This window comes from Nonomuraea maheshkhaliensis (assembly GCF_039529435.1).
GTDB classification, from domain to species: domain Bacteria; phylum Actinomycetota; class Actinomycetes; order Streptosporangiales; family Streptosporangiaceae; genus Nonomuraea; species Nonomuraea maheshkhaliensis.
Genome location: NZ_BAAAMU010000044.1, coordinates 1 through 21,775 on the forward strand (window position 1 = coordinate 1; position 21,775 = coordinate 21,775).

Annotated in this window: 21 protein-coding genes; 10 read left to right on the forward strand and 11 right to left on the reverse strand. The window is 71.3% G+C overall.

Annotation, left to right across the window (positions count from 1 at the left end; all coding sequences use genetic code 11):
* Window positions 1–102: 102 nt before the first annotated feature.
* The gene (locus ABFX54_RS27270; protein ID WP_346109306.1) at window positions 103–984 is read right to left on the reverse strand and encodes an ion transporter; all 882 of its coding nucleotides are present in this window, start codon (window positions 982–984) and stop codon (window positions 103–105) included.
* A 114-nt stretch (window positions 985–1,098) separates the two neighbouring features.
* Here ABFX54_RS27270 and ABFX54_RS27275 point away from each other — a divergent pair, with 114 nt between their 5' ends.
* Entirely contained in the window at window positions 1,099–1,407 is a 309-nt protein-coding gene (locus tag ABFX54_RS27275; protein WP_346109307.1) for a DUF4190 domain-containing protein, read from the forward strand.
* A gap of 2 nt (window positions 1,408–1,409) precedes the next feature.
* Here ABFX54_RS27275 and ABFX54_RS27280 read toward each other — a convergent pair whose 3' ends face one another.
* Window positions 1,410–2,033, reverse strand: a complete 624-nt coding sequence (locus ABFX54_RS27280) for a TetR/AcrR family transcriptional regulator (RefSeq protein ID WP_346109309.1) — start codon at window positions 2,031–2,033, stop codon at window positions 1,410–1,412.
* 66 nt (window positions 2,034–2,099) lie between these two features.
* Here ABFX54_RS27280 and ABFX54_RS27285 point away from each other — a divergent pair, with 66 nt between their 5' ends.
* The 4 genes from ABFX54_RS27285 (at window position 2,100) to ABFX54_RS27300 (ending at window position 7,309) form a co-directional block, all read left to right on the forward strand.
* A complete protein-coding gene (locus tag ABFX54_RS27285; RefSeq protein ID WP_346109310.1) occupies window positions 2,100–2,858 on the forward strand; it encodes an ABC transporter ATP-binding protein in 759 nt (252 codons plus the stop codon).
* Entirely contained in the window at window positions 2,858–3,583 is a 726-nt protein-coding gene (locus tag ABFX54_RS27290) for an ABC transporter permease (protein ID WP_346109311.1), read from the forward strand. The genes ABFX54_RS27285 and ABFX54_RS27290 overlap by 1 nt, the downstream gene beginning before the upstream one ends.
* A 98-nt stretch (window positions 3,584–3,681) precedes the next feature.
* The gene (locus ABFX54_RS27295) at window positions 3,682–5,721 is read left to right on the forward strand and encodes a spermine/spermidine synthase domain-containing protein (RefSeq protein ID WP_346109313.1); all 2,040 of its coding nucleotides are present in this window, start codon (window positions 3,682–3,684) and stop codon (window positions 5,719–5,721) included.
* A 391-nt stretch (window positions 5,722–6,112) separates the two neighbouring features.
* A complete protein-coding gene (locus tag ABFX54_RS27300; protein ID WP_346109314.1) occupies window positions 6,113–7,309 on the forward strand; it encodes a cytochrome P450 family protein in 1,197 nt (398 codons plus the stop codon).
* Between the two features lie 68 nt (window positions 7,310–7,377).
* Here the strand turns inward: ABFX54_RS27300 and ABFX54_RS27305 are convergent, their stop codons facing one another.
* Both ABFX54_RS27305 and ABFX54_RS27310 read right to left on the reverse strand, forming a co-directional pair.
* Entirely contained in the window at window positions 7,378–8,958 is a 1,581-nt protein-coding gene (locus ABFX54_RS27305; protein ID WP_346109316.1) for an LCP family protein, read from the reverse strand.
* A 133-nt stretch (window positions 8,959–9,091) separates the two neighbouring features.
* Complete coding sequence (locus tag ABFX54_RS27310) at window positions 9,092–10,168, reverse strand: neutral zinc metallopeptidase (protein ID WP_346109318.1); 1,077 nt, start codon at window positions 10,166–10,168, stop codon at window positions 9,092–9,094.
* A gap of 543 nt (window positions 10,169–10,711) precedes the next feature.
* Between ABFX54_RS27310 and ABFX54_RS27315 the strand changes: the two genes are divergently transcribed.
* Window positions 10,712–11,581 (forward strand): LysR family transcriptional regulator, encoded by an 870-nt coding sequence (locus ABFX54_RS27315; RefSeq protein ID WP_106244972.1) that lies wholly within the window; start codon window positions 10,712–10,714, stop codon window positions 11,579–11,581.
* 362 nt (window positions 11,582–11,943) lie between these two features.
* Here ABFX54_RS27315 and ABFX54_RS27320 read toward each other — a convergent pair whose 3' ends face one another.
* Both ABFX54_RS27320 and ABFX54_RS27325 read right to left on the reverse strand, forming a co-directional pair.
* Window positions 11,944–13,293: a sensor histidine kinase gene (locus ABFX54_RS27320; RefSeq protein WP_346109320.1), complete on the reverse strand. Its 1,350-nt coding sequence runs from the start codon at window positions 13,291–13,293 to the stop codon at window positions 11,944–11,946.
* The gene (locus tag ABFX54_RS27325) at window positions 13,286–13,960 is read right to left on the reverse strand and encodes a response regulator transcription factor (protein WP_346109322.1); all 675 of its coding nucleotides are present in this window, start codon (window positions 13,958–13,960) and stop codon (window positions 13,286–13,288) included. The genes ABFX54_RS27320 and ABFX54_RS27325 overlap by 8 nt, the downstream gene beginning before the upstream one ends.
* 127 nt (window positions 13,961–14,087) lie before the next feature.
* On the opposite strand from ABFX54_RS27325, the gene ABFX54_RS27330 reads away from it, so the two are divergent.
* Genes ABFX54_RS27330 through ABFX54_RS27340 form a run of 3 tightly spaced genes read left to right on the forward strand, consistent with a single transcriptional unit; the run spans window position 14,088 to window position 17,219 of the window.
* Window positions 14,088–15,248, forward strand: coding sequence for a LolA family protein (locus tag ABFX54_RS27330; RefSeq protein ID WP_346109323.1), 1,161 nt, complete (start codon window positions 14,088–14,090; stop codon window positions 15,246–15,248).
* Entirely contained in the window at window positions 15,245–16,216 is a 972-nt protein-coding gene (locus ABFX54_RS27335; protein ID WP_346109324.1) for an ABC transporter ATP-binding protein, read from the forward strand. Before ABFX54_RS27330 ends, ABFX54_RS27335 begins: the two co-directional genes overlap by 4 nt.
* Complete coding sequence (locus tag ABFX54_RS27340; protein ID WP_346109326.1) at window positions 16,203–17,219, forward strand: ABC transporter permease; 1,017 nt, start codon at window positions 16,203–16,205, stop codon at window positions 17,217–17,219. The genes ABFX54_RS27335 and ABFX54_RS27340 overlap by 14 nt, the downstream gene beginning before the upstream one ends.
* 129 nt (window positions 17,220–17,348) lie before the next feature.
* Here the strand turns inward: ABFX54_RS27340 and ABFX54_RS27345 are convergent, their stop codons facing one another.
* Window positions 17,349–18,080, reverse strand: a complete 732-nt coding sequence (locus tag ABFX54_RS27345) for a YcnI family copper-binding membrane protein (RefSeq protein ID WP_346109328.1) — start codon at window positions 18,078–18,080, stop codon at window positions 17,349–17,351.
* A 47-nt stretch (window positions 18,081–18,127) separates the two neighbouring features.
* Window positions 18,128–18,664: an MFS transporter gene (locus tag ABFX54_RS27350; protein WP_346109330.1), complete on the reverse strand. Its 537-nt coding sequence runs from the start codon at window positions 18,662–18,664 to the stop codon at window positions 18,128–18,130.
* 148 nt (window positions 18,665–18,812) lie between these two features.
* Between ABFX54_RS27350 and ABFX54_RS27355 the strand changes: the two genes are divergently transcribed.
* Window positions 18,813–19,271, forward strand: a complete 459-nt coding sequence (locus tag ABFX54_RS27355; RefSeq protein WP_346109332.1) for a hypothetical protein — start codon at window positions 18,813–18,815, stop codon at window positions 19,269–19,271.
* 9 nt (window positions 19,272–19,280) lie between these two features.
* On the opposite strand, the gene ABFX54_RS27360 is transcribed toward ABFX54_RS27355, so the two are convergent.
* From ABFX54_RS27360 to ABFX54_RS27370, 3 genes are read right to left on the reverse strand one after another with little or no spacing between them, the layout of a single operon-like run.
* Window positions 19,281–20,021: an ABC transporter ATP-binding protein gene (locus ABFX54_RS27360; protein ID WP_346109334.1), complete on the reverse strand. Its 741-nt coding sequence runs from the start codon at window positions 20,019–20,021 to the stop codon at window positions 19,281–19,283.
* 5 nt (window positions 20,022–20,026) lie between these two features.
* Window positions 20,027–20,815 (reverse strand): ABC transporter permease, encoded by a 789-nt coding sequence (locus ABFX54_RS27365; protein ID WP_346109336.1) that lies wholly within the window; start codon window positions 20,813–20,815, stop codon window positions 20,027–20,029.
* Complete coding sequence (locus ABFX54_RS27370; protein ID WP_346109337.1) at window positions 20,808–21,632, reverse strand: ABC transporter permease; 825 nt, start codon at window positions 21,630–21,632, stop codon at window positions 20,808–20,810. The genes ABFX54_RS27365 and ABFX54_RS27370 overlap by 8 nt, the downstream gene beginning before the upstream one ends.
* Window positions 21,633–21,775: the final 143 nt, after the last annotated feature.

Here is a 21,775-nt window from a genome sequence, read left to right on the forward strand (position 1 = left end):
CACCGCCCCCGCCGCCGCCCCCGCCGCCGACACCGCCCCCGCCGCCGACACCGGCCCCGACGCCGCCCCCGACGCCGCCCCCGCCTAGCGTCCGGGCGGCGGCTAGTTGCGGCCGGCCTTGGCCCGGCGGGAGCGTCTGGGCTGCGGCTCGGACCGCTCCGATGCCCCGTTCGGCCACTGCTTGCGCAGGTGGGCGACCTCGTCGCGCAGGGCGGCCAGCTCGTCCAGGATCCGTTGCGTGTGCGCCGTGGTGTCCTCGATCGCCGCCAGCTCCTCGGCCCGCTCCGCCCGCTCCTCGGCGCGTTCCTCCTCGTTCTCCTCGTCCATGGCGCTCACCACGACCGCCAGGAAGAGGTTCAGCACGACGAACGTGCACACGAGGATGAAGATGGTGAAGAAGATCCACGCCGTCGGGTGCCGGCTCATCACCTCCCTGGCGATGTTGCCCCAGTCGTCGCCCGTCATCGTCTGGTAGAGGGTGAACAGCGAGGTCGGCAGGTCGCCGAAGCGGTCGGGCGCGGTCTGGCCGTACAGCTTCGTGGCCATGACGGCGGCGACGTACAGCACCAGCGACAGCAGCACCACGATCGAGCTCATCCCCGGCATCGCGCGCAGCAGCGCCGAGACGACGCGGCGCAGGCTGGGCACGACCGACAGCAGCCGCAGCACCCGCAGGATGCGCAGCGCGCGCAGCACCGACAGGCTGCCGGTCGTGGAGGCGAAGGCGATGCCGACGATGATCGTGTCGAAGATGTTCCACGGGTCGCGCACGAAGGTGGCGCGCTCGACGTAGATCTTGGCGATCAGCTCGGCGGCGAAGATGTAGAGCGCGAGGTGATCGACCACGGTGAGCAGGGTGCCGTACCGCTCGACCAGGGGAGGGAAGGTCTCCATGCCGAGCGTGGCCGCGTTCAGCACGATGAGGCCGATGATGAACCGCTGGAAATGCCGATGGGCGAGCAGGGCTCGAGTGCGTTCGCGCACGGGTGCAGGCTCCTCAAGATGGATCAGGTCCGCACCATGATGACGCAAGATGATCAACCTAGAGACTGTGGTATAAAGCCCCCCTGACTTGTCGATGTGGGGGATCAAACGATCATGTCCTATCCCGACTACGGCGCCGGCTCCTACGGTCCCGTGCCGCAGAGCCACCCCAACGGCACCACCATCCTCGTCCTGGGGATCTTGAGCCTGGTGGTGTGCTCGTTCATCGGCCCCTTCGCCTGGTCGATGGGCAACAAGGCGCTGCGTGAGATCGACGACAGCGGCTATTTCTACGAAAACCGCGGCCATGTGCAGGCCGGCCGCATCTGCGGCATGATCAGCAGCGCGCTGCTGATCTTCAGCCTGGGCCTGGTGGCCATCGGCCTGATGTTCGGCCTGCTCGGCGCGCTGTCGGACATGTAGCGCTACAGATCGCCCAGCCCCTGCTCCAGCAGGTCGAACGCCTGCTGGGCCTGGGCCGTCAGCAGCGGCCCGATCTTCTCCCACGGCTCGCCGTCGAGCATCATGGCCAGGGCGCGCTCGCTCAGGATCCGCGTGACGGCCAGGATCTGCGCCGCCGCGACCCGGGGCACGACGTCGCCGGAGCCGGCGCCCAGCTCGCCGGCCAGCGCCCGCGCCAGGCCCCGCTCCCGCTGCAGATGCACGTCGCGCAGCCGCGCGGTCAGCGCGGGACTGTCGTTGATCACGCGGGAGAAGGCGTCGTTGCCCGCGTTGAGCCCGTAGCGCCAGTCGCGCGTCTCGATCGCGCCGAGGTAGTCGCGCCTGAACGCGCGCACCACGCCCTCGCCCGGCTCGCGCTCGCGCAGCACCTGCTGCGGCAGGTCCACCACCAGGTCGTAGCGGTCGGCGAACAGGTCCTCCTTCGTGCTGAAGTAGTTGAAGACCGTGTTGACCGACACGTCGGCGGCCTGCGCCACCTCGGCCACCGTCACGTTGTCGAACCCCCGGGCCAGGAACAGGCCCGTCGCGACGTCGGAGATGCGCTCCCGCGTCTCGCGCTTCTTCCGCTCCCGCAGCCCTTCCGCCATGCCCTCATCCTATCCAATTTGCAGTGACTCTAAAATTGTGGTTACTTAAATTTTGGAGGCGATGAAATGATCAAGACCAAGGGTCTGAGCAAGACCTTCAAGGGCGGCAACGAGGCCGTCAGAGGCGTCGACATCTCCGTGGAACCGGGCGAGATCGTCGGCTTCCTCGGCCCGAACGGCGCCGGCAAGACCACGACGATGCGCCTGCTGACCACGCTGCTGCGCCCCACGGCCGGCACCGCGACAGTGGCCGGCCACGACCTGATCGGCGCGCCGAAGCAGGTGCGCCGCCGCATCGGCTACGTCGCGCAGAGCGGCGCCATGCCCCCCGTCTCGCCGGTGAAGGGCGAGCTGGAGCTGCAGGGCATGCTGTACGGCCTGAGCCGGCGCGAGGTCGCCGCCAGGGCGGAGGAGGTGCTGGCCCGGCTGGAGCTCACCGGGCTGGAGACCACGTTCCCCGCCGCCCTGTCGGGCGGGCAGCGCCGCCGCTTCGACCTCGCGTTCGCCCTGCTGCACGACCCGGCGCTGCTCTTCCTCGACGAGCCGACCACCGGCCTGGACCCGCAGAGCCGGGCCAACCTGTGGGACCTCATCCGCTCGCTGCGCGCGGGCCAGGGCATGACGGTGTTCCTGAGCACCCACTACCTGGACGAGGCCGACGCGCTCTGCGACCGGGTGCTGATCATCGACGACGGCCGCATCGTGGCCGAGGGCGCGCCCGCCGAGCTCAAGACCGGCGGGCGAACGCTCGACGACGTGTTCCTCGACATCACCGGCAGGTCGCTGCGCGAGCAGGGCGGCGTGCTGACCGGGAAGGAGAACTGATGCCGCGCGAGACCTGGGTGCTGTTCCGCCACGGCCTGAGCGTCACCCTGCGGCAGAAGGTCGGCATCGCGTTCGGCGCGATCCAGCCGCTGCTGTTCCTGGTGCTGTTCGGGCCCATCTTCGCCACGTTCGGCACGTGGGAGACGCTGGTGCCCGGCCTGATCCTCCAGCTCGGGCTGCTGAGCACGGGCATGGCCGGGTTCGGGGTGGTCTTCGACAAGCGCACGGGCGTGCTGGAGCGGATGCGCGTCACCCCGGCCAGCCGGCTGGCGCTGCTGCTCGGGCGGGTGCTCACCAACGTCGTCACGCTGGTCCTGCAGACGGCGCTGCTGCTCGCGGTGGCCTTCGCCCTCGGCCTGCGGGCGCCCGCGGGCGGGCTCGCGGCCGGGTTCGCGCTGGTCGTCGTGCTGGGGGCGAGCCTGGCCGCGCTGTCGTACGCGATCGCGCTGACGATCGACGAGCACCTCTTCCCGCCGGTGATGAGCACCGCCGTGATGCCGCTGATCCTGCTGTCCGGCGCGCTGCTGCCGATGTCGATGGCGCCGGGCTGGCTCGACGGCCTGTCCTACCTCAGCCCGTTCCGCTACGTGCTGGAGGCGCTGCGCGACCTGTTCGCCGGCCGGTACGCGACCGGCACCGTGGCCGCCGGCGTGGCGGTCACCGTCGTCTTCGCCGCGATCAGCCTGACGATCGGCACCCGGGTGTTCGGCCGCGAACAGGAGTGAGGAAGGGGCGAACACCCCCGTTCACCGTGGCGCGACCGGCATTTCTCCCGGGGCGTCGGACTTCCTTGTTCTCCGTCCGTTCACTACGGTGAGGCATCATGACGCTCCAGGCGCAGAAGCCGGTCGACGACGGAGAAAAAGCACACTGGCTGGCCGTGCGGCCGAGGCTCATCCTCGCCAGTGCCTTCATGCTCTTCCTGGAGCTGGCGCTGATCAGGTGGACCGGGTCCAACATCGTCCACCTCAGCTATTTCACCAATTTCGTGCTGCTCGGGTCGTTTCTCGGCATCGGGCTCGGCTTCCTGCGCGTGGGGCGCTCGCGGCGGCAGCCCTACTACTCGCCCGTCGTGCTCGCCCTGCTCGTCATCGTGGTGCTGACCTTCCCCGTCACCGTCGACCGCAACACCGAGGGCGTCCTGTACTGGACGAGCCTGTCCACCAGCGGGCCGCCCGCCTGGGCGATCCTGCCGGTGATCTTCTGCGCCGCCGCCGTGGTGCTGATGGGGCCCGCCGAGCTGGTCGGGCGCTGCTTCCCCGAGCTGCCCCGCCTTGAGGCCTACCGCTACGACCTCATCGGCAGCCTCACCGGCATCGCGGCGTTCACGGCGCTGTCGTTCCTGAGCGCCCCGCCGGTGTTCTGGGGGCTGATCGCGGCCGCCTGCTACGGCGTGCTCCTGGTGCCCCGGCCGCGCACGCTCTACGTGCTGCTGGTGAGCGTGCCGTCCGTGGCCGTGGTCGGGCTGCTGCTGGCCGAGACGCTCACCGCCGGGGCGATCTGGTCGCCGTACTACAAGGTCACCACCCGGCAGCTGCAGCAGCTCGGCATCCCCGTCACCGACATCGCGGTCAACGGCATCCCGCACCAGCAGGCCGTGCCCGCCGCCGCGCGCCTGCAGTGGGAGGCCCAGTACGGCCTGCCGTACGAGCGCACCACCAAGCCCCCGAAGGACGTGCTCATCGTCGGCGCGGGCAGCGGCACCGACGTGGCCATCGCCCTGTCCAAGGGCGCGAGCAGGGTCGACGCCGTGGAGATCGACCCCAAGCTGCGCGAGCTCGGCGGCTCCGTCCACCCCGACCGGCCCTACGGCGACCCGCGCGTCACCACCCACGTCACCGACGGCCGCGCCTTCCTGGAGCGCACCGGCGACAAGTACGACCTGATCCTCTTCGCCCTGCCCGACTCGCTCACCCTCGTCTCCGGCGCCAGCTCGCTGCGCCTGGAGAGCTACCTGTTCACCGAGGAGGCCATGCGGGCCGCCCGCGCCCACCTGCGGCCCGGTGGCACCTTCTCGATGTACAACTACTACCGGGAGAGCTGGCTGGTCGACCGGCTCGCCTCGACCATGCAGCGCGCGTTCGGCCACAAGCCGTGCGTGGACGTGGTCAGCACCGCCGGGCAGCAGGCCGTGATCACCGCCGGCCTGGCCGCCACCGACCAGCGCTGCGCCACCGAATGGCCGGGCGCCGCCGCGGGCACCCCGGAGCCGGCCGGCGACGACCGGCCCTTCCTCTACCTCAAGGACGCCACGATCCCGCCGATCTACGTCATCACGCTCGGCCTGATCCTCATCGTCAGCCTGCTCGCCGTGCGCGTGGTGGCGGGCCCCTACCAGCGGATGCGCCCGTACGCGGACCTGTTCCTGCTGGGCGTCGGGTTCATGCTGCTGGAGACCAAGAGCGTGACCGGGTTCGCGCTGCTGTTCGGCACGACCTGGGTGGTCAACGCGATCGTCTTCGCCGGCGTGCTCGTCGCGGTGCTCGCCGCCGTCGAGGTGACCCGCCGCTTCCGCGTCCCGCCCCTGCCCGTCATGTACGGCGTGCTCTTCGCCGGGCTGCTGCTGGCCTGGCTCGTGCCGAACGAGTGGCTGCTCGGCCTGCCGCTCCCGGTGCGCGCGGTGGCCGCCGTGACGGTGGCGTTCCTGCCGATCTTCGCCGCCAACGTGATCTTCGCCAAGCGCTTCGCCGAGACGGCCGACGCCACCACCTCCTTCGGCGCGAACCTGCTCGGCGCCATGGTCGGCGGCTGCCTGGAGTACGTGGCGCTGGTGATCGGCTACAAGGGCCTGCTCATCGTGGCGGCCCTGCTCTACGTCGGCGCGCTCGTCCTGCTGCCGAAGAAGGATGCCGCCCTGGTGTGACCGGCCGTCCGAGAATAATGGAATTGACTTCGACAATTGATTGACCGCCGGTCAGGATATTCGTTCTTCCGGAGGTTGATTTGTCGCCGGTCGCGAGGTGAGGTGGAGATATCGGGTTCGCTCCGATAAGGGTGATCGTCCGTTGAAGAGGGGAAATTCCTCTTCCCCGTCGCCGGGGCTCGGCCGGCCCGGCGACACCCGTGCGATTCCCGGAACTCCTGGCCCGGCCGGGTGAGCGCCGCACTCGCCGCGGGAATTTCGGGACGGCTCGGCGAACAGCCGGGGAATCGGCCCGCGGGTTGCCGCGCCGCCCCGCGGGCCGCTTTCATGACATGACCGGATTCCGCGCGACCCCGTTCCGACGTCGGATCGACCCACCCGGAGAGGACGCATGCTGGAGGAGATGCTGCCCGGTCACGAAGGGCTGCTCGCCGACCCCTATCCCGCCTACGCCCGGCTGCGCGAGTCGGGCGCCCCGCATCTCGTGAAACTCCGCGGCGGCCTGTACGGCTGGCTGGTGACCCGCTACGACGACGCCAGGGCCGCGCTCGCCGACCCGAGGCTGAGCAAGGACCCGCGGCACGCGCCCGCCGACTGGCAGGAGGCGGGGCGCGGCCGGCCGCTGGAGGACCGGGCCGGGCTCGGCACCCATCTGCTCACCACCGACCCGCCCGAGCACACCCGGCTGCGCCGCCTGGTCTCCGGCTTCTTCACCCCGCGCCGGCTGGCGGAGCTGCGGCCGGGGATCGAGGAGGCGGCCCGCGCGCTCGCCGCCGGCCTGGTCTCAGGCGACGACCTGGTGGCCGGCTTCGCCGCGCCGCTGCAGTCGGGGGTGCTCTGCGACGTGCTGGGCGTGCCGATGGCCGACCGTACGGACTTCCAGCGGTGGACCACGGCGGTGGTGTCGTCGGAGGCGGTGGCGGGGGAGAGCCGGCCCGAGGCGCTGCGGGCGCTGGCCGGTTACGTGCGCGGGCTGGTCGAAGGCAGGCGGCACGCGCCGGGCGACGACCTCATCAGCACGATCGCCGCCGCCGCGCTCGACGGCGACCGGCTCGGTGAGGACGAGCTGCTGTCGATGATCTTCCTGCTGCTCGTCGCCGGGCACGAGACGACCGTCGGGCTGATCGGGCTGGGCACGTACACGCTGCTGCGCCACCCCGGGCAGCTGGAGCTGCTGCGGGCCAGGCCCGAGCTGATCGAGCAGGCCGTGGAGGAGCTGCTGCGCCACGACGGCCCGGTCGAGCTGGCCACCTGGCGCTTCCCGCTGGAGCCGGTGGAGCTGGGCGGGGTGCTCCTTCCCGCCGGCCGGCCGATCCTGGTGGCGCTGGCCGCCGCCAATCGCGACCCGCGCCGCTTCGCCGACCCCGACCTGCCCGACCTCACCCGGACGGACAACGCCCACCTCGGCTTCGGCCACGGGCCGCACTACTGCCTGGGCGCGCTGCTGGCCCGCCTCACCGGCCGCGCCGCGCTGAGTGAGGTCGTCCGGCTGCCGGGGCTGGCCCTCGCGGTGCCGCCGGAGCGCCTGCGCTGGCGTGCCAGCCTGACCGTGCGCGGGCCCGTGAGCCTCCCTGTGACGTTCGGCTGACTCTCCGGGCCCTTCCTTGGCCGGTGCTACCCCCTGACCACGCTCCTGGCCCCTTCCAGAAGCTGGGGTCAGAGGCCGCAGAGCTCGTCGAGTCCCTTGGCGCCGGCTCGCTGCGAGTTGCGGGTGGGCGTCTGCGTGGGCCGCTGCGGCGTCGCCGTACGGGCCCTCGACGCCGCCACGCTCGGGGAGGCGCTGACATTGGCCGTCTGCGCCTGCCGGGCCGGGCGCAGCGAGTCGTTGATCGCCTTCTTGGTGGCCGTACGGATCTTGGCCCAGTCCGGCCGGCCCGAGTAGAACTCCGGCGGCACGAACTGCAGACTGGTGATCTTGGCTCCCTTGACCTTGACGGCCAGTTCGAGGAGCGGCTGCACCAGGTGCCGGGGGATGTTCGTCTGGGCCAGCTTCTTGGCCGCGCCGGCGATCTTGTTGAACCGGGTGAGGATCACCGTGGGCGTGGCCTGCTGCGCGAAGGCGCCGATGACGCAGCGCTGGCGGCCCATCCGGGAGAAGTCGTCGCTGCCGACGCGGGAGCGGCCGTACCAGAGGGCCTGCTCGCCGGTCAGCTTGCGCTCGCCGGCCTTGATGACGCCGGCGGTGCCGTACAGGCCGCCCCACTTGACGTCCTGCTCCACCTTGATCCGCAGGCCGCCGATGGCGTCCACCAGATCGGCGAAGCCGTACATGTTCATCAGCATGTAGTAGTCGATCTTGAGGTTCAGCGTGTAGCCGATGGCGTCCATCAGCGCCCGCGGGCCCTTGTTCCGGCCGCCCATGAGCTGGGGGTTGTCGTTGGCGTACTGCCAGACCTCGTTGAGCAGGCCGCCGTTGGGCAGTTCCGCCATGAAGCCGTTCGGGAACTGCTTGTGCAGCGGCGAGGACGGGGGGAAGCGGACGTGCTGGAGGTTGCGCGGGAGACTGAACAGCACGGTGGTGCCGGTCTTGAGGTCCACGCTGGCCACGTTCATGCTGTCGGTGCGCACGCCGGTCCTGTTGCCGGCCGCGTCGCCGCCGATGAGCAGGAAGTTGACCCGCTCCTTGCCGTCCCAGGGGTCCTCCGGGTTCTGGGCGACGGTGGGCGTGTCGGCGTCGGGCTCCGAGGGGAAGATCGCGCCGACCGCGTCGCGCACGGTCAGCACGCTGTTGGCGGCGAGCGCGAACGGCGACATGACGGTCACGCAGAGCAGGCCCACCGCGATGCCGGTGAAGATCTGGCCCTGCTGGGGCAGCTTGTTCGGCCCCAGCGCCACGTAGGAGGTCACCAGCAGGGCGAACCAGGCCAGGGCCAGCACCGAGGCGCCGATGACCACCCCGAGCATCGCCCCGTCGCCGGCCAGCCCGGCCGCGTTCGACAGGTCGCCCGCTACGCTCAGGCCGTAGGCCAGGACCGCCAGCAGCAGCACCGCGTACACGCTGACGAGGATCAGCCCGGTACGGCGGTGCCCGGCCCGCAGGTGAGCGGCGCCGGGCACGATGGCCGACAGGGCGGTCCAGCCGAGGACCGCGCCGGGCGTCAGTGGCTTGGCGAAGCGCGGGGAGGCTGGCGCGCCCGAGGGGCGGCCGGCGCCCCGCTGGGCGTTCGGCCGCGTTCGTCGGATGGGGCGCCGTTTCTTGCCTTCTGGCACGGTGTCTACCCCATCGCGCTTGCTCACACCCGGCTCCTTACACGCCTACCAGGCAAAACTGACGTTTGCCCCCCGATGGGCACAAGATTGCCAGGATTCTAGTCCCCATATCTGGACAACAGAGACATGTGCTCAACATGAGATGAACGCCACGCGGCTGTCAGGAGACCGTCGACGAGGGCGCCAGCCATGTATTGCACTGGTATGTCTTGCTTCTCTCCCACCCCTGACGGAACCAGCGATTGTTGTTCACCGGCTTGCCGTGATCGCGCGGCCGGCCCGGCCAGTCGCCGACCTGACCGTAGAACCAGAACAACCGGCTGCGCTGGGAGGTGCTCACCGGGTACGACGACGCCACCGACCGCATCCACATGCCGGCGAAGCAGGTGGCCTGCAGCTCCAGCCGGCGGCTCAGCGCCAGCTTGCCGCTCTGGCTGCCGGAGTCGAGGGTCGAGGACCACCAGGAGTTCATCAGGCCGGTGATGTTCTGGACGTGGTGGCCGTACTCGTGGGCCATCATGCTGATGGTGCCGCCGTGCCAGCTGATGATCTCGCCGTACCCGGGGGAGTTGCCGACGCCCGAGGCCAGGGCCGAGGTGGAGGCGTAGATGGTGCTGTTGCGCGGGCAGTAGTACGGCACCATGCTCCCCGGCGACGGATAGTCGCCGCAGGCGCCCCTGCCCTTCCTGGACGCGATGGCGTAGCTGGGCGGGCGGAACTGGATGCCCTGCTTCTCCAGGATCGGCTGCCACGCCTTGTCCATGCACCTGCCGGTCTTCAGGATCAGCGCCTTGAGCTGGCTGTGGTTGAACTGGTTGATGTTGCCGCCGCGGCAGTTGAGCCGGGGCAGCGAGCCGGCCCGGTACATCGTGTTGTTCTTCAGGCTCGTGTTGACCGACACCCTGGCGGGCGGCGTGACCCGCGTCGTCGGCCGCTGGGTCGGCCGCTGGGTCGGGCGCTCGGTAGGCCGCTCGGTAGGGCGCTCCGTGGGACGCTCGCTGGGGCGCGTGGGCCCGTCGCTGGAGTACGGATCGGGCTCGTAGTCGTCGTCGGGGTCGTACGTCGGGATCGCGACCGGGTTCGAGGTGTCCGAGCTCGACGAGCTGCCGATCGCCGCGACCGCGATGACGAGCAGCACGAAGACCGCCGCCAGCGAGCCGAAGATCGCGCCGAGCACCCCCGCGACGCCCATCCCCGACTTCTTCTGCGGCGGCCGCTGCCACTGCTGCGGCGGCATGGGCGGCGGCATCGGGGGCGGCGTCGGCGGAGGGGGCGGCGGGTATCCCGGCCCAGGACCGTACTGCGGAGGTCCGTACTGCCGGCCCTGCGGGGGTCCCTGCGGCGGCCCGTAGGGCGGCTGGCCGTGTTGCGGGTACGGCTGCTCCAGCGGCCGCGTCGGCGCGGGATGGTACGGATTCCCCCGCGGCGGCGGCGGTGGGGGAGGCGGCGGTGGCGGGGGAGCGCCCTGCCCCCCCCCGCCCGGCTGCCGGTAACCGGGCGGCGGCCAGGGCAACGAGGGTGGCCGCTGTGGCTGTCCTGGCCCATGTGGCGGGGGTGGATACTGCCCGTTCCCTGTCACCTTGTCTCCCCGTTTACCCCGTTGACTGCAATGCCTGGTTTGCGACGCGACTTGTCGGACCCTTGGCAAATTTGGGGCAAAAGCATACTGATTTAACACCCGTCACGGATGTAGCTGTGCTCGGTTACAGTCCGAAATCATTCGAGGTGATCTCCGCTATCTCCCGGTCCCGGCGGCGGGCGGTGTCCTAGCTTCTTTGGCATGAATCTCCAGCAGCTCCGCTATGTGGTCGCGACAGCGGAGCACCGCACCATGACCGACGCGGCCAGATCGCTCTACATCGCGCAGCCTGCGCTGTCTCGCGCGATCCGCGATCTCGAGCGTGAGCTCGGCATGACGCTCTTCGCCCGTTCCGGACGCGGGGTGGTCGTCACCGCGCAGGGACGCCGGGTGGTCAAGCTGGCGAGGGAGGCGCTCGACGCGGTCCACGAGATCGAGGGCCTGGCCAACCAGAGCACGGCCACCGAGGCGGAGCTCCGCATCGCCGCCACCCCGAGCCTCGAACCCGGCCTCGCCGGACGGCTGCTCCCCGCCTACGCGGCCGAGCATCCGGGGGTGCGCGTGCACATCGTCCGCTGCGACGGCCGTGACGGCGTCGTCAGCGCCATCCGGGATCAGCGGGCCGATCTGGGTCTCACCGACCTTCCCGTGCCCACCGACCTCATCACCCATCCGCTCGAACGCCAGGAGATCGTGCTGATCTCGCCGCCGGGGCTGGAACTGCCCAACCCGGTGCCGATGGGCAAGCTGCACGGCATGCGCCTGGCGCTGCCCGCCCGCGGCAGCATGCGGCGCAGGGACCTCGACGCCATGTTCGGCAAGTACGCGGTCACCCCGGTCGTCGTTCTCGAGACCGACGAACGCAACGGCTGGCTCAACGCCGTACGCGCCGGGCAGGCCTCGCTGCTGTGGTACCGCGGGATGGCCGAGCAGGCCGGACGCGCGGGCCTGGTGGTGCGCTCGCTCGAACCCGCTGTGCGCCGCGTCATCGCGGTCGTGCACGCCCGCCGCCGCCTGCCGCTCATCGCCCAGGACTTCCTGGCCACCGCAGAAAAGGGGACAGCCGCCTGACCACTTTCGGAACGCTCCATGCCCGTCCCCGGAATCCATCCCCGAAGATCCGCACCATGATCAACTGACAGGGCTTGGCACACACCGAGCCCAGGGGGCCCGGCGACGACGCCGTGCCCCTGAGGGTCACCGGAATCCGCTGTCAGCTCCTGATCCGCAGCACCTCCCCGCGAACCAGCACCCGTGATACGCGCATGCCTCGTGCCTAGCACGCGGCCCGCCGGCTGACCAGGGTCCCGCCTCCGACAGGACACAACCGGTCTCGCTCTCGCGACGCCCGCCAGGCGAACGCACGCGACGCCGTCAGGTCCCGGCCCGCGCCACGGCGTACAGGTTCCGGCCCGCGCGGTCCCCTGCCGGGATCAGTCGCGGGCGACGGGCAGGGTGACCACCACCCGCAGTCCCGGCTCGGCGTCTTCGAGCGACACCGTCCCGCCGTGCGCCCGCACGGTCTCCCTGACGATGGCCAGGCCCAGCCCGGCCCCGCCCTCGTCGCGGCTGCGCCCGGTGTCGAGCCGGGTGAAGCGGTTGAAGACCCGTTCGCGGTCCTGCGCGGGAATGCCGGGACCGTCGTCGGTGACCGTCAGGACACCGTCGGCGGTCAGCGCCACCTCGACCTTGGAGGCGGTGTGGCGTACGGCGTTGTCCATGAGGTTCGTCAGCACCCGGCTGAGGTCGAGCGCGTCGCCGCGGACCACGACCGGGTCGCAGACCGTCAGCCGGGCCTCGGCGTAGCGGTCGGCGGTCTGCCGCACCACCTCGTCGAGGTCGACCGGCTCGCGCCGCGCGGGCACGCCGCCGCGCTCGTCCAGCCTGGCCAGCGCGAGCAGGTCCTCGGCCAGCCGGGACAGCCGCATGGTGTCCTCCAGCACGCCCTCCGCCGTCTCGCGCCAGTCCTGGCCGTCCGGATGGCCGAGAGCCACCTCAAGCTGCAGCCGGATGCTGGCCAGCGGGCTGCGCAGCTCGTGGGCGGCGTCGGAGACCAGCGCCCGCTGGCGCTGCTCGGCCTCCTCCAGCCGCGACAGCATGCCGTTCAGCGTGGTCGCCAGCGAGTGCACCTCGTCCCGCGACTCGGGCACCGGCAGCCGGCGCGACCTGGCCGTGTGCGTGATGTCGGCCGCGCCCTTGCGCAGCGCCGCGATCGGGCGCAGCGTCCGGCCGATCATCAGCCAGCTCGCCACCGCCAGCAGCACCACCAGCGCAGGCGTGCCGACCAGCAGCACCCGCCCGGCCGTGACGAGGCTGGTCTGGATCTCGGAGATGGGCCTGGCCGCCACCACCGTCTGCCCCCGGTCCGCGCGCAGCACGATGACCCGCAGGAACCCGGGGATGGCGTAGGGCCGCCCGTCCAGCAGCGTCGCCTCCCTCTTCGCCAGCACCTTCGCCCTGGCCGACGCGTCCAGCAGCGGCACCAGCCGGTCGGTGCCGTACGTGACGTGCGTGATCCGGCCCCGGGCGTCGATGACCTGCACGAGCGTGCCGTCGTGGGTGGTGATCGGGCTGGTCAGCGTGCCCGCGTCGGCCGCCACGCGGACGGCCTGAGCCTGCTGCCTGGTGGTCTCGTCCACGGTGCTCATCAGGGCCCGCTCCAGCGCGCTCACCAGCACCGAGGCCGACAGGGCGAGCGCCAGCGCGAGCACGGCCGCGGCGGCCACCGTGAGCCTGAACCGCAGCCCCTGCCGCCGCCACCAGGCCAGCGGCGAGTCAGCCACCGTCGCCCGCCAGCCGGTAGCCCGCGCCGCGCACGGTCTGCAGCGAATTCTTGCCGAACGGGGCGTCGATCTTGCGGCGCAGGTAGCCGACGTAGACCTCGACCACGTTGGGGTCGGTGTCGAAGGTGTCCCACACGTGCTCCAGGATCTCCGACTTCGACACCACCTCGTCGCGCCGCCGCATCAGGTATTCCAGCAGCGCGAACTCCCTGGGCGTCAGCTCGATCGGCCTCTCCCCGCGCTCCACCTTGCGCCTGGCCGGATCCAGCGACAGGTCCCCGGCGGTCAGCACCGACGGCCGCCGACCGGCGTCGCGCCGCATCAGCGCCCGCAGCCGGGCCACCAGCACCACGTACGAGAACGGCTTGGTCAGGTAGTCGTCGGCGCCCAGGTCGAGGCCGTCGGCCATGTCGTACTCGCCGTCCTTGGCCGACAACATCAGGATCGGCACCCAGTTCTCCTCGGCGCGTAGCTGCTTGCACACGTTGTAGCCCGACAGCCGGGGCAGCATGATGTCCAGCACCACGACGTCGTAGTCACCCTGCCTGGCCGCGTACAGGCCCTCCTCGCCGTCGTGCGCGAGGTCCACGGCGAAACCCTCGGCTTGGAGCCCCCGCTGGAGCGCGGCGGCCATCCGCCGCTCGTCCTCGACGACAAGTACCCTCATGTGGCGATTCTCCTGTTCCGGCCCTGAGACAACGCTGAGAAGGCTGAGAGCCATCTCAGACTGTCTCAGGTCTGCCACAGGATCCATGACGCAGGCTCTGAGCATCGACATACCGTTAAGGAGTGAAATGCGCAGAGGCACGTTCGTGAGGTGGGGAGTCCCGATCGCGGCAGCGGCCGTGATCGGAGCCGCGATCGGCGCCGGCCCCGTCATCGCCGCCGTGAGCGGCGAGCCCACGCTGCCGGCACGTTCGGCGGCGCAACTGCTGGCCGACGCCGTGGCGGCCACCCACAAGGAGGGCGGCATCGCACCGATGTCCGGCACGGTGCAGCAGACGGCCTCGCTCGGCCTGCCGGCGCTGCCGTCGTCCGGACCGGCCTCGCCGCTGAGCCTGCTGTCGGGCTCGCACGAGGTGAAGGTCTGGTACGGCGCCGCCGACAAGCTGAGGGTGGCCATGCCGACCCAGCTGAACGAGACCAACCTGATCGTGAACGGCGGCGAGGGCTGGTACTGGGACAGCGCCACCAACACCGCTACCAAGCTGACCATCAAGAAGGGCGACACGCACACGCCGGCCACGCCGGTGCCGCAGGCCAGTGACCTGACCCCGCAGCAGGTGGCCGCGCGGGTGCTGGCCAACGCCGACGAGCACACCGCGGTCCGGGTGATCAACAACGCCGAGGTGGCGGGCCGCCCGGTCTACCAGCTCGTGCTGTCGCCCAAGGAGGAGGGCTCCCTGGTGCAGGAGGTGCGGATCGCGCTCGACGGCGAGACGTACGTCCCGCTCCAGGTCCAGGTGTACGCCAAGGGCTCGGCCGAGCCGGCCTTCCAGCTCGGCTTCACCCAGATCACGTTCACGCCGCCGGCCGCCGAGAACTTCACCTTCACCCCGCCCGCGGGCGCCAAGGTGGAGGAGAAGACGATCGGCCTGGACGAGATGCACGAGAAGCGGGCCGAAGAGCACGCCGAGCGGGCCGAGCGGGTCGCGGGCGAGGCCAAGGTCGTCGGCGACGGCTGGGCGAGCGTGGCCGTGATCCCGTTCTCGCTGTCGGACCTGACCGCCGCGAAGCCCGACGCGTCCGAGCGGCCCGACGGCCTCGGCGACGGGGCCGACCCGCAGGCGCTGCTGGACGGCGTGCTCAAGTCCGCCACCCCGGTGAGCGGCACGTGGGGCTCGGGCAAGCTGATCAAGACCAAGCTTGTCACCGCCCTGCTGACCGACGACGGCCGCCTCCTGGTCGGCGCGGTCACTCCGGAGGAGATCACCAAGGCGGCGGGCACCAAGTGACCGCCGTCATGCAGGAAGCGGGGGCGCCCTTCGGGGCGGCCCCGCCCTCCGGGGACGCGATCGTCACCGAGGGACTGACCAAGCGCTTCCGCGGCGGCCAGGTCGCGGTGGACGCCCTCGACCTGGCGGTGCCGCGCGGCTCCGTCTTCGGCTTCCTGGGGCCCAACGGCTCGGGCAAGACCACGACGATCCGCATGCTGCTCGGCCTGGTGGCGCCCACGGCCGGCGAGTACTCCGTGCTCGGGCTGCCGCAGGCGGAGGCCCTGCCCAAGGTGGGCGCGCTGGTCGAGGGCCCGGCCTTCTACCCGTACCTGTCGGGCACGGCCAACCTCATGCGCTTCGACGCCGCCGACCCGCACGCGGTCCGCGGCACCGTCAAGCGGCGCGTCGAGGAGGCGCTGGAGCGGGTCGGCCTGTCGGCCGCGGCCGGCAAGCGCTACCGCAACTACTCGCTCGGCATGCGCCAGCGCCTGGCCATCGCCGCCGCCCTGCTCGGCCCGCGCGAACTGCTCATCCTGGACGAGCCGACCAACGGGCTCGACCCGCAGGGCACGCGCGAGGTGCGCGCGCTGGTCAAGGAGATCGCCGCGGACGGCACCACGGTCTTCGTCTCCTCGCACCTGCTGGCCGAGGTCGAGCAGATGTGCACGCACGCCGCGATCATGCGCGCCGGCAAGCTCGTCGCGCAGGGCACGATCGCCTCGCTGAACGGCGGGCTGGTCACCCGCATCCGGGTGGAGACGCCCGACGGGGCCGGCGCGGCCCGCGTGCTGGAGTCGCTCGGCCTGGCCGAGGTGCGGATCGAGGGCGGGCAGGTCCTGGCGGAGCTGGGCGGGCACGCGCCGGAGAAGATCAACGCCGCTCTGGTGGGGGAGGGCGTGGCCGTACGAGGGCTGGCCGTGGTGCGGCCGAGCCTGGAGGACGTGTTCGTGGGACTGACAGGGGAGGGCTTCGATGTCGACGGCTGAAAGCGCGACCTCGACCGCCACGCGGCGGACGCCCGGCCTGGTGCCGGTGACGGAGACCATGCGGACGACCGAGCGCACCGAGGACTACGCGGCCGATCACCCCGCGACGACCGGACCTTCCGGGCCTTCCGGGCCTTATGGACAGGCGTCGGAGCCGGTCTCCGGGCGGGCCTCCGCGGCCCGTGCGACGTGGGCCTTCCTGCGGCTGCTCCGCTCCGAGCTGGGCCTGACCTTCCGCCGCCCGCGCAACCTGGCGATCCTCGCCGTGCTCGCCGTGGTGCCGGTCGTCGTCGGCCTGGCCCTGCGCCTGGTCGGCGGCTCCGACGACGGGGTCGGCGGGATCGTCCAGGCCGTCGCGGGCAACAGCCTGATGCTGACGTTCGCGTCGTTCTCGTTCCTGGTGCTGCTGCTGATGCCGGTGGCCGTCAGCGTGGTCGCGGGCGACTCGATCGCGGGGGAGGCGGGCGGCGGGACGCTGCGCTACCTGCTCGCCGCGCCGGCCGGGCGCACCCGGCTGCTGGCCGTCAAATACCTCAACGCGGTCGTCTACGCCTACGCGGTGACGGCGGTCGTGGCGCTGTCGGCGCTGTTGACGGGGCTGGCGCTGTTCCCCGCCGGGCCCGTGACGCTGCTGTCGGGGACGACGATCCCGATGCTGGACGGCCTGGTGCGCATCGCCATCACCGTCGGGTACGTCGGCGCGGGCATGGCGGCGCTGGCCGCGATCGCGCTGACGCTGTCGGTGTTCACCGAGGTCTCCATCGGGGCCATCGCGGGCACCGTGATCCTGGTCATCGTCTGCCAGGTGCTGCGGGCCTTCCCCGAGCTCAGCTCGATCACGCCGTACCTGCTGCCGACCAAGTTCACGAGCTTCGACGCGGTGCTGCGCAGCCCGATCGACACGGGGGCGCTGATGGACGGGCTGCTCACGTTCGGGGCCTACATCCTGCTGTCCGGCACGATCGCGTGGGCGCGCTTCTCCGGCAAGGACATCACGTCCTGACGGCGGCCGTCCCCGCGCACGCGGCGCGGGGACAGCGACGGGCCGGGCCCGGAAAGGGTGGGCCCGGCGGAGTGACTTCGCGAGCCGGGCCCTGGCGAGCGCGCCCGGAGCGGCCTTGGGACGGGCGGGTCAGGCGGACGGGCGGCGGCGCAGGCCGAGGAAGCCGACCACCACGCCGATGACGCCCACGACCAGCCCGGCCCCGCCGAGCAGACGGGCCGTGCCGTCCGAGGACTCCGCGGACGCCGACGCCGCGCCGGCCACCGGGCTCAACGTAGGCGCCGCGGCGGCGGGAGCGGTGGTCGCGGGAGCGGAGGAGGCGGCGCCGTCGACGCCCAGGCCCAGCTTGAGCAGCGGCGCCGGGTGCTCGGCCTCCGTGCCGTCCGTCTTGGGGGCATCCGCCCAGTCCACGACCTCACCGCCGGAGTACGTCTGCTTCGTCGGGAACATCAGCGAGTCGACGCCCTTGGGCAACTGCCCCATGGACACCTCGAACTCCTGGAACTCCCCAGGGGCGATCTTGCCGCCCGACCAGACGACCTTGGTGACGGCCTCCTTCAGCTCGCCGTACTCGGTCTTGACCGGCGCGGGCAGCTCGCCCTCGGTGACCTTGACCTTCCACCCCGGCACGGGCTTGACGGAGACGAAGGCCAGCGGGTGGTCGGCGGGGAAGCTGACCGCGACCTCGGTGGTCGAGGCGTCGTCACGCTCGTTGGGCACCCGGAAGGCGACCTTGGTGAACCCGCCCGCCTCGGCGGTGCCGGGCTGGACGGTGACGTGGGCCAGCGCGGGCAGGGCCAGGCCGGCGGTGAGGGCGGTGGTGGCGGCGAGCACGGTCGCCGCACGGCGTACGAAGGACATGGGAAGGCTCCACTTGGTGTTCAGGGGGCGGGACAGGTGTCAGAAGGTCAGGCGGGAAGTGGAGGACCACGCCTGGCCACGCTGTGCCGGAACCCCGGCTGGAGCGGGACGACCCTGGTGTGCACGATCGCCGCGTACGGCCGCGGGACGGGAACGCTCACGGGCGCGAGCGGCGTGAGCCGCCGGCCGAGGCGGCGCAGCAGCGACCACAGCGCGGCCTCGCCGCGCGACAGCCACAGGCCCGTGATCACTGTCGCCGTCAGGTGCGTGAGCAGCATGCCGGCGTTGACGGCCAGGCCGCCCTGGGCGTGCCCGTGCACCGACACGTAGGCGGCGCCCTCGCCCGCGAACAGCTCGTGCAGCCCCAGCTGCGCCCCGACCAGCATCAGGTTGATCGTGCCCGCCGAGCGCTCCCTGCCGCCCAGCGCCAGCCCGAGTGCGGCCACGCCGCAGAACCCGAGCGCGGCGGTCGCCGGCGCGGGCGCCGATCCGCCGCCGAGGACGTGGGCGAGCGCGGCCAGAGCCCCGCAGACGGCGGCGAAGGCGGCCGTCCGCGCGAGCCTCAGGGGGAGTTGCGCACGCATGAGTGTGCCCCATGCTCTCACGGGGCAGGGTTGCTGGAGACCTCAAGTCCCAAGCTGTCCAATGCCATGTCCGAAATCGGCATTTGTCGCTAGGGTCGTGCCGATCCACGTTGACATAGAGGTGAGAACGTTGCGGCACTTAGGTGGTTTGCTCATCGGGCTTGTGGTGACGGTCGCCGTGCTGGGGGGCGGGGGCTGGGCGGTGCAGCAGGCCGTCGGGAACGCCGCGGCGAACCCTCCCGACATGCAGAAGATCTGGATCGCGCTGGGCGCGATGGCCGCCGTCGGGCTGGTCTTCGGGCTCGTGACGGCGGGCCGGATCTCGCCGCTGGCGACGTTCGTCCCGTCCATGGTCCTGCTGGCCTGGACGGTCGTCTACGCACTCGACATGAACCGGGCGCTCTCCCTGATCCCGTCCGAGCCCTCGGTCAACCAGATCATCCGCGACGCCGGCTTCGGCGCCAGGACGATGCTCACGACCGGCGTCCTCGCCCTGATCGGCGTGGCCCTGTTCATCCCCGTCCTGATGCCGTCGCGCTGGTCGCGCCGGCAGGACGACGATCTTGACGAGGACTACGAGACCACGCCGGAGGGCAGCTACTACTGACCGGCGGCGCTACCCGCCGGTGTAGAGGCGGGTCACCACGTCCTCGATCGACGACTCCTCGGGGGCCGTGGCCATCAGGTCGTCGAGCGTGCCGTCGAACGCCAGCCGCCCGTGGTCGATCAGCATGACCCGGCGGCACAGGCGCTCGATGTCGCCGAGGTCGTGCGTGGTCAGCAGCACGGTCGTGCCCCGTTCGGCGTTGAGCCGCTTGAGGAACGCCCTGATGCCGTTCTTGCTGACCACGTCGAGCCCGATCGTCGGCTCGTCCAGCACCAGCACGTCCGGCGCGTGCAGCAGCGCCGCCGCCAGATCGCCGCGCATGCGCTGGCCGAGGCTCAGCTGACGCACCGGCGTGCGCAGGAAGGCGCCCAGGTCGAGCGTCTCGGTCAGCTCGGCCAAGCGCGCGGTGAAGGCGCGGCGCTCCACCCGGTAGAGGTGGCGGATCAGCTCGAAGCTGTCCTTCAGCGGCAGGTCCCACCACAGCGTCGTACGCTGGCCGAACACGACGCCGATGCGCCGGGCCAGCGTGGTGCGACGGCGCGACGGCTCCAGCCCGGCCACCCGGACCCGGCCCGTGGTGGGGGTGAGGATGCCGCACAACATCTTGATCGTGGTGGACTTGCCCGCGCCGTTGGGCCCGAGGTAGCCGACGAACTCGCCCGCCGACACGGTGAAGGACAGGTCGCGCACGGCGTGCACGACGTCCCGCTTCACCTTGAACGACCGTCCTACCTGGTCAAGCTCGATCATGTACGTCAACTCCCCGTCGATCGGTAGTGCCGGACGCCCTGCCGCCAGGCCAGCGCGGCCACCAGGGCGAGGACCAGCGCGGCGGCCGGTCCGGCGAAACGCGTGTACTCGGGCGTCCCGAAGGGATCGTCGCGGCCCAGCACGTACAGGCCCGGCTGCCAGTTGACGAAGGCCAGAGGGAGCACGTACGTCACGCCCCTGACCACGTCGCGGGCGTAGATGCCGAGCGGATACTGGGTGAGCTGGTAGCTGCCGTAGGTGAAGGCGTTGACCACCTCCGGCGCGTCGGTCAGCACGAACTGCGCCGCGCCGGCGAGCGTCCACAGCGCCCCGAAGATGACGATCCCGGTGAGCACCATGACCGGGATCATCCAGACGCGCTCCCGGTCGAGGCCGAGCGCCGTGACCGCGTACCCGAGCACCAGGGCGGACTGGAGGATGCGGCCGATCCGGGTGATCTGGAACCGGTCGGTGGCGAGCTGGATCCAGGCGCCGACCGGCCTGATCAGGAACGTGTCGAGGGTGCCGGCCTTGATGTGCGCGCTGACCCGGTCGAGGTTGCTGACGAACGTGTCGCAGCTGGTGAACGCCAGGGAGGCGGCCCCGTACAGGAAGAGGACCTCGTCGCGGGAGAAGCCCGCGAGCGTGGTGGTGTTGGCGAAGACGACCAGGATCACGGCGACGTCGATCGCGGCGATGACGAAGCCGAGCACGCTCATCAGCGCGAACGAGGCGGGGTACGCGGCGGCGGCCCTGGTCCACGTCCAGACCAGCAGGAAGTACGTCCTAACCACCCTGGATCACCACCTTGTGGCGGATCGCCCTGGTGCCGGCCGTGCCCAGCCCGAGCAGGACCACGGCCCAGAGCGCCTGGAGGGCGAGCGCCGGCGCCACCGGCGCGTGGCCCAGGTAGAGGTCCGTGGGCAGCTGCACCATGGCGGCCCAGGGCAGGACCGCGGCCAGGTCGCCGAGCCAGCCGGGGAACAGGTGCAGCGGGATCATCATGCCGCTGAAGAACGTGCTGAGGACCAGCGACACGACGGCCACGCCGCGGTCGTCGAGGAGCCAGCAGACCGACAGCGCGATCAGGTAGCGCCAGCCGAAACTGACGACGACGCCGAGCGTGAAACCGGTCAGGAAGGCCAGCCATCGGCCGGGGCCGTCAGGGAAGTGGATGCCGAACACCAGTGCGCCGACCAGCATCGGCGGGATGCCGCGGACGAGGAACAGGTAGGCGGCCCTGCCCGCGTCCTCGGCGAGCGTCCAGGCCTGCAGCGGCGCGGGGCGGACCAGGTCGAGCGCGATGTCGCCGCTGCGGATGCGTTCAGGCAGGCCGAGGCCGCCGCCGAACAGCTGCATCGGGCCGATGAACGCCTGCGTGACGAAGCAGTAGGTGACGGCGTCGGTCATGTCGTAGCCGGCCAGGCCGGGGCGGGCCTGCCACAGCGCGATGAGGATGTAGGCGCGCAGGATGCCGAAGACGCTGTTGGTGAACGCGCCGGCGAGCGCCGCCCAGACGTAGGTGGCGTGCTTGCGGAAGCCGTACCGGACGAGCCGGGCATAGAGCGGGATGGTTTGGCACCTCCAGGGAGTGATGGCACGGTTGCGCACCGTGCTTGGACCCGCGCACGGGTCGGTCGATCGGGAAGCACGGAATTATCGGGGGGCCGCGTGGCGGCTCGCAACGCGATTAATCCTGGACAAACCCGGCGCGAGCCCGGTTCCTCCGCGTGCGGCGAGGACCGAAATGCGGG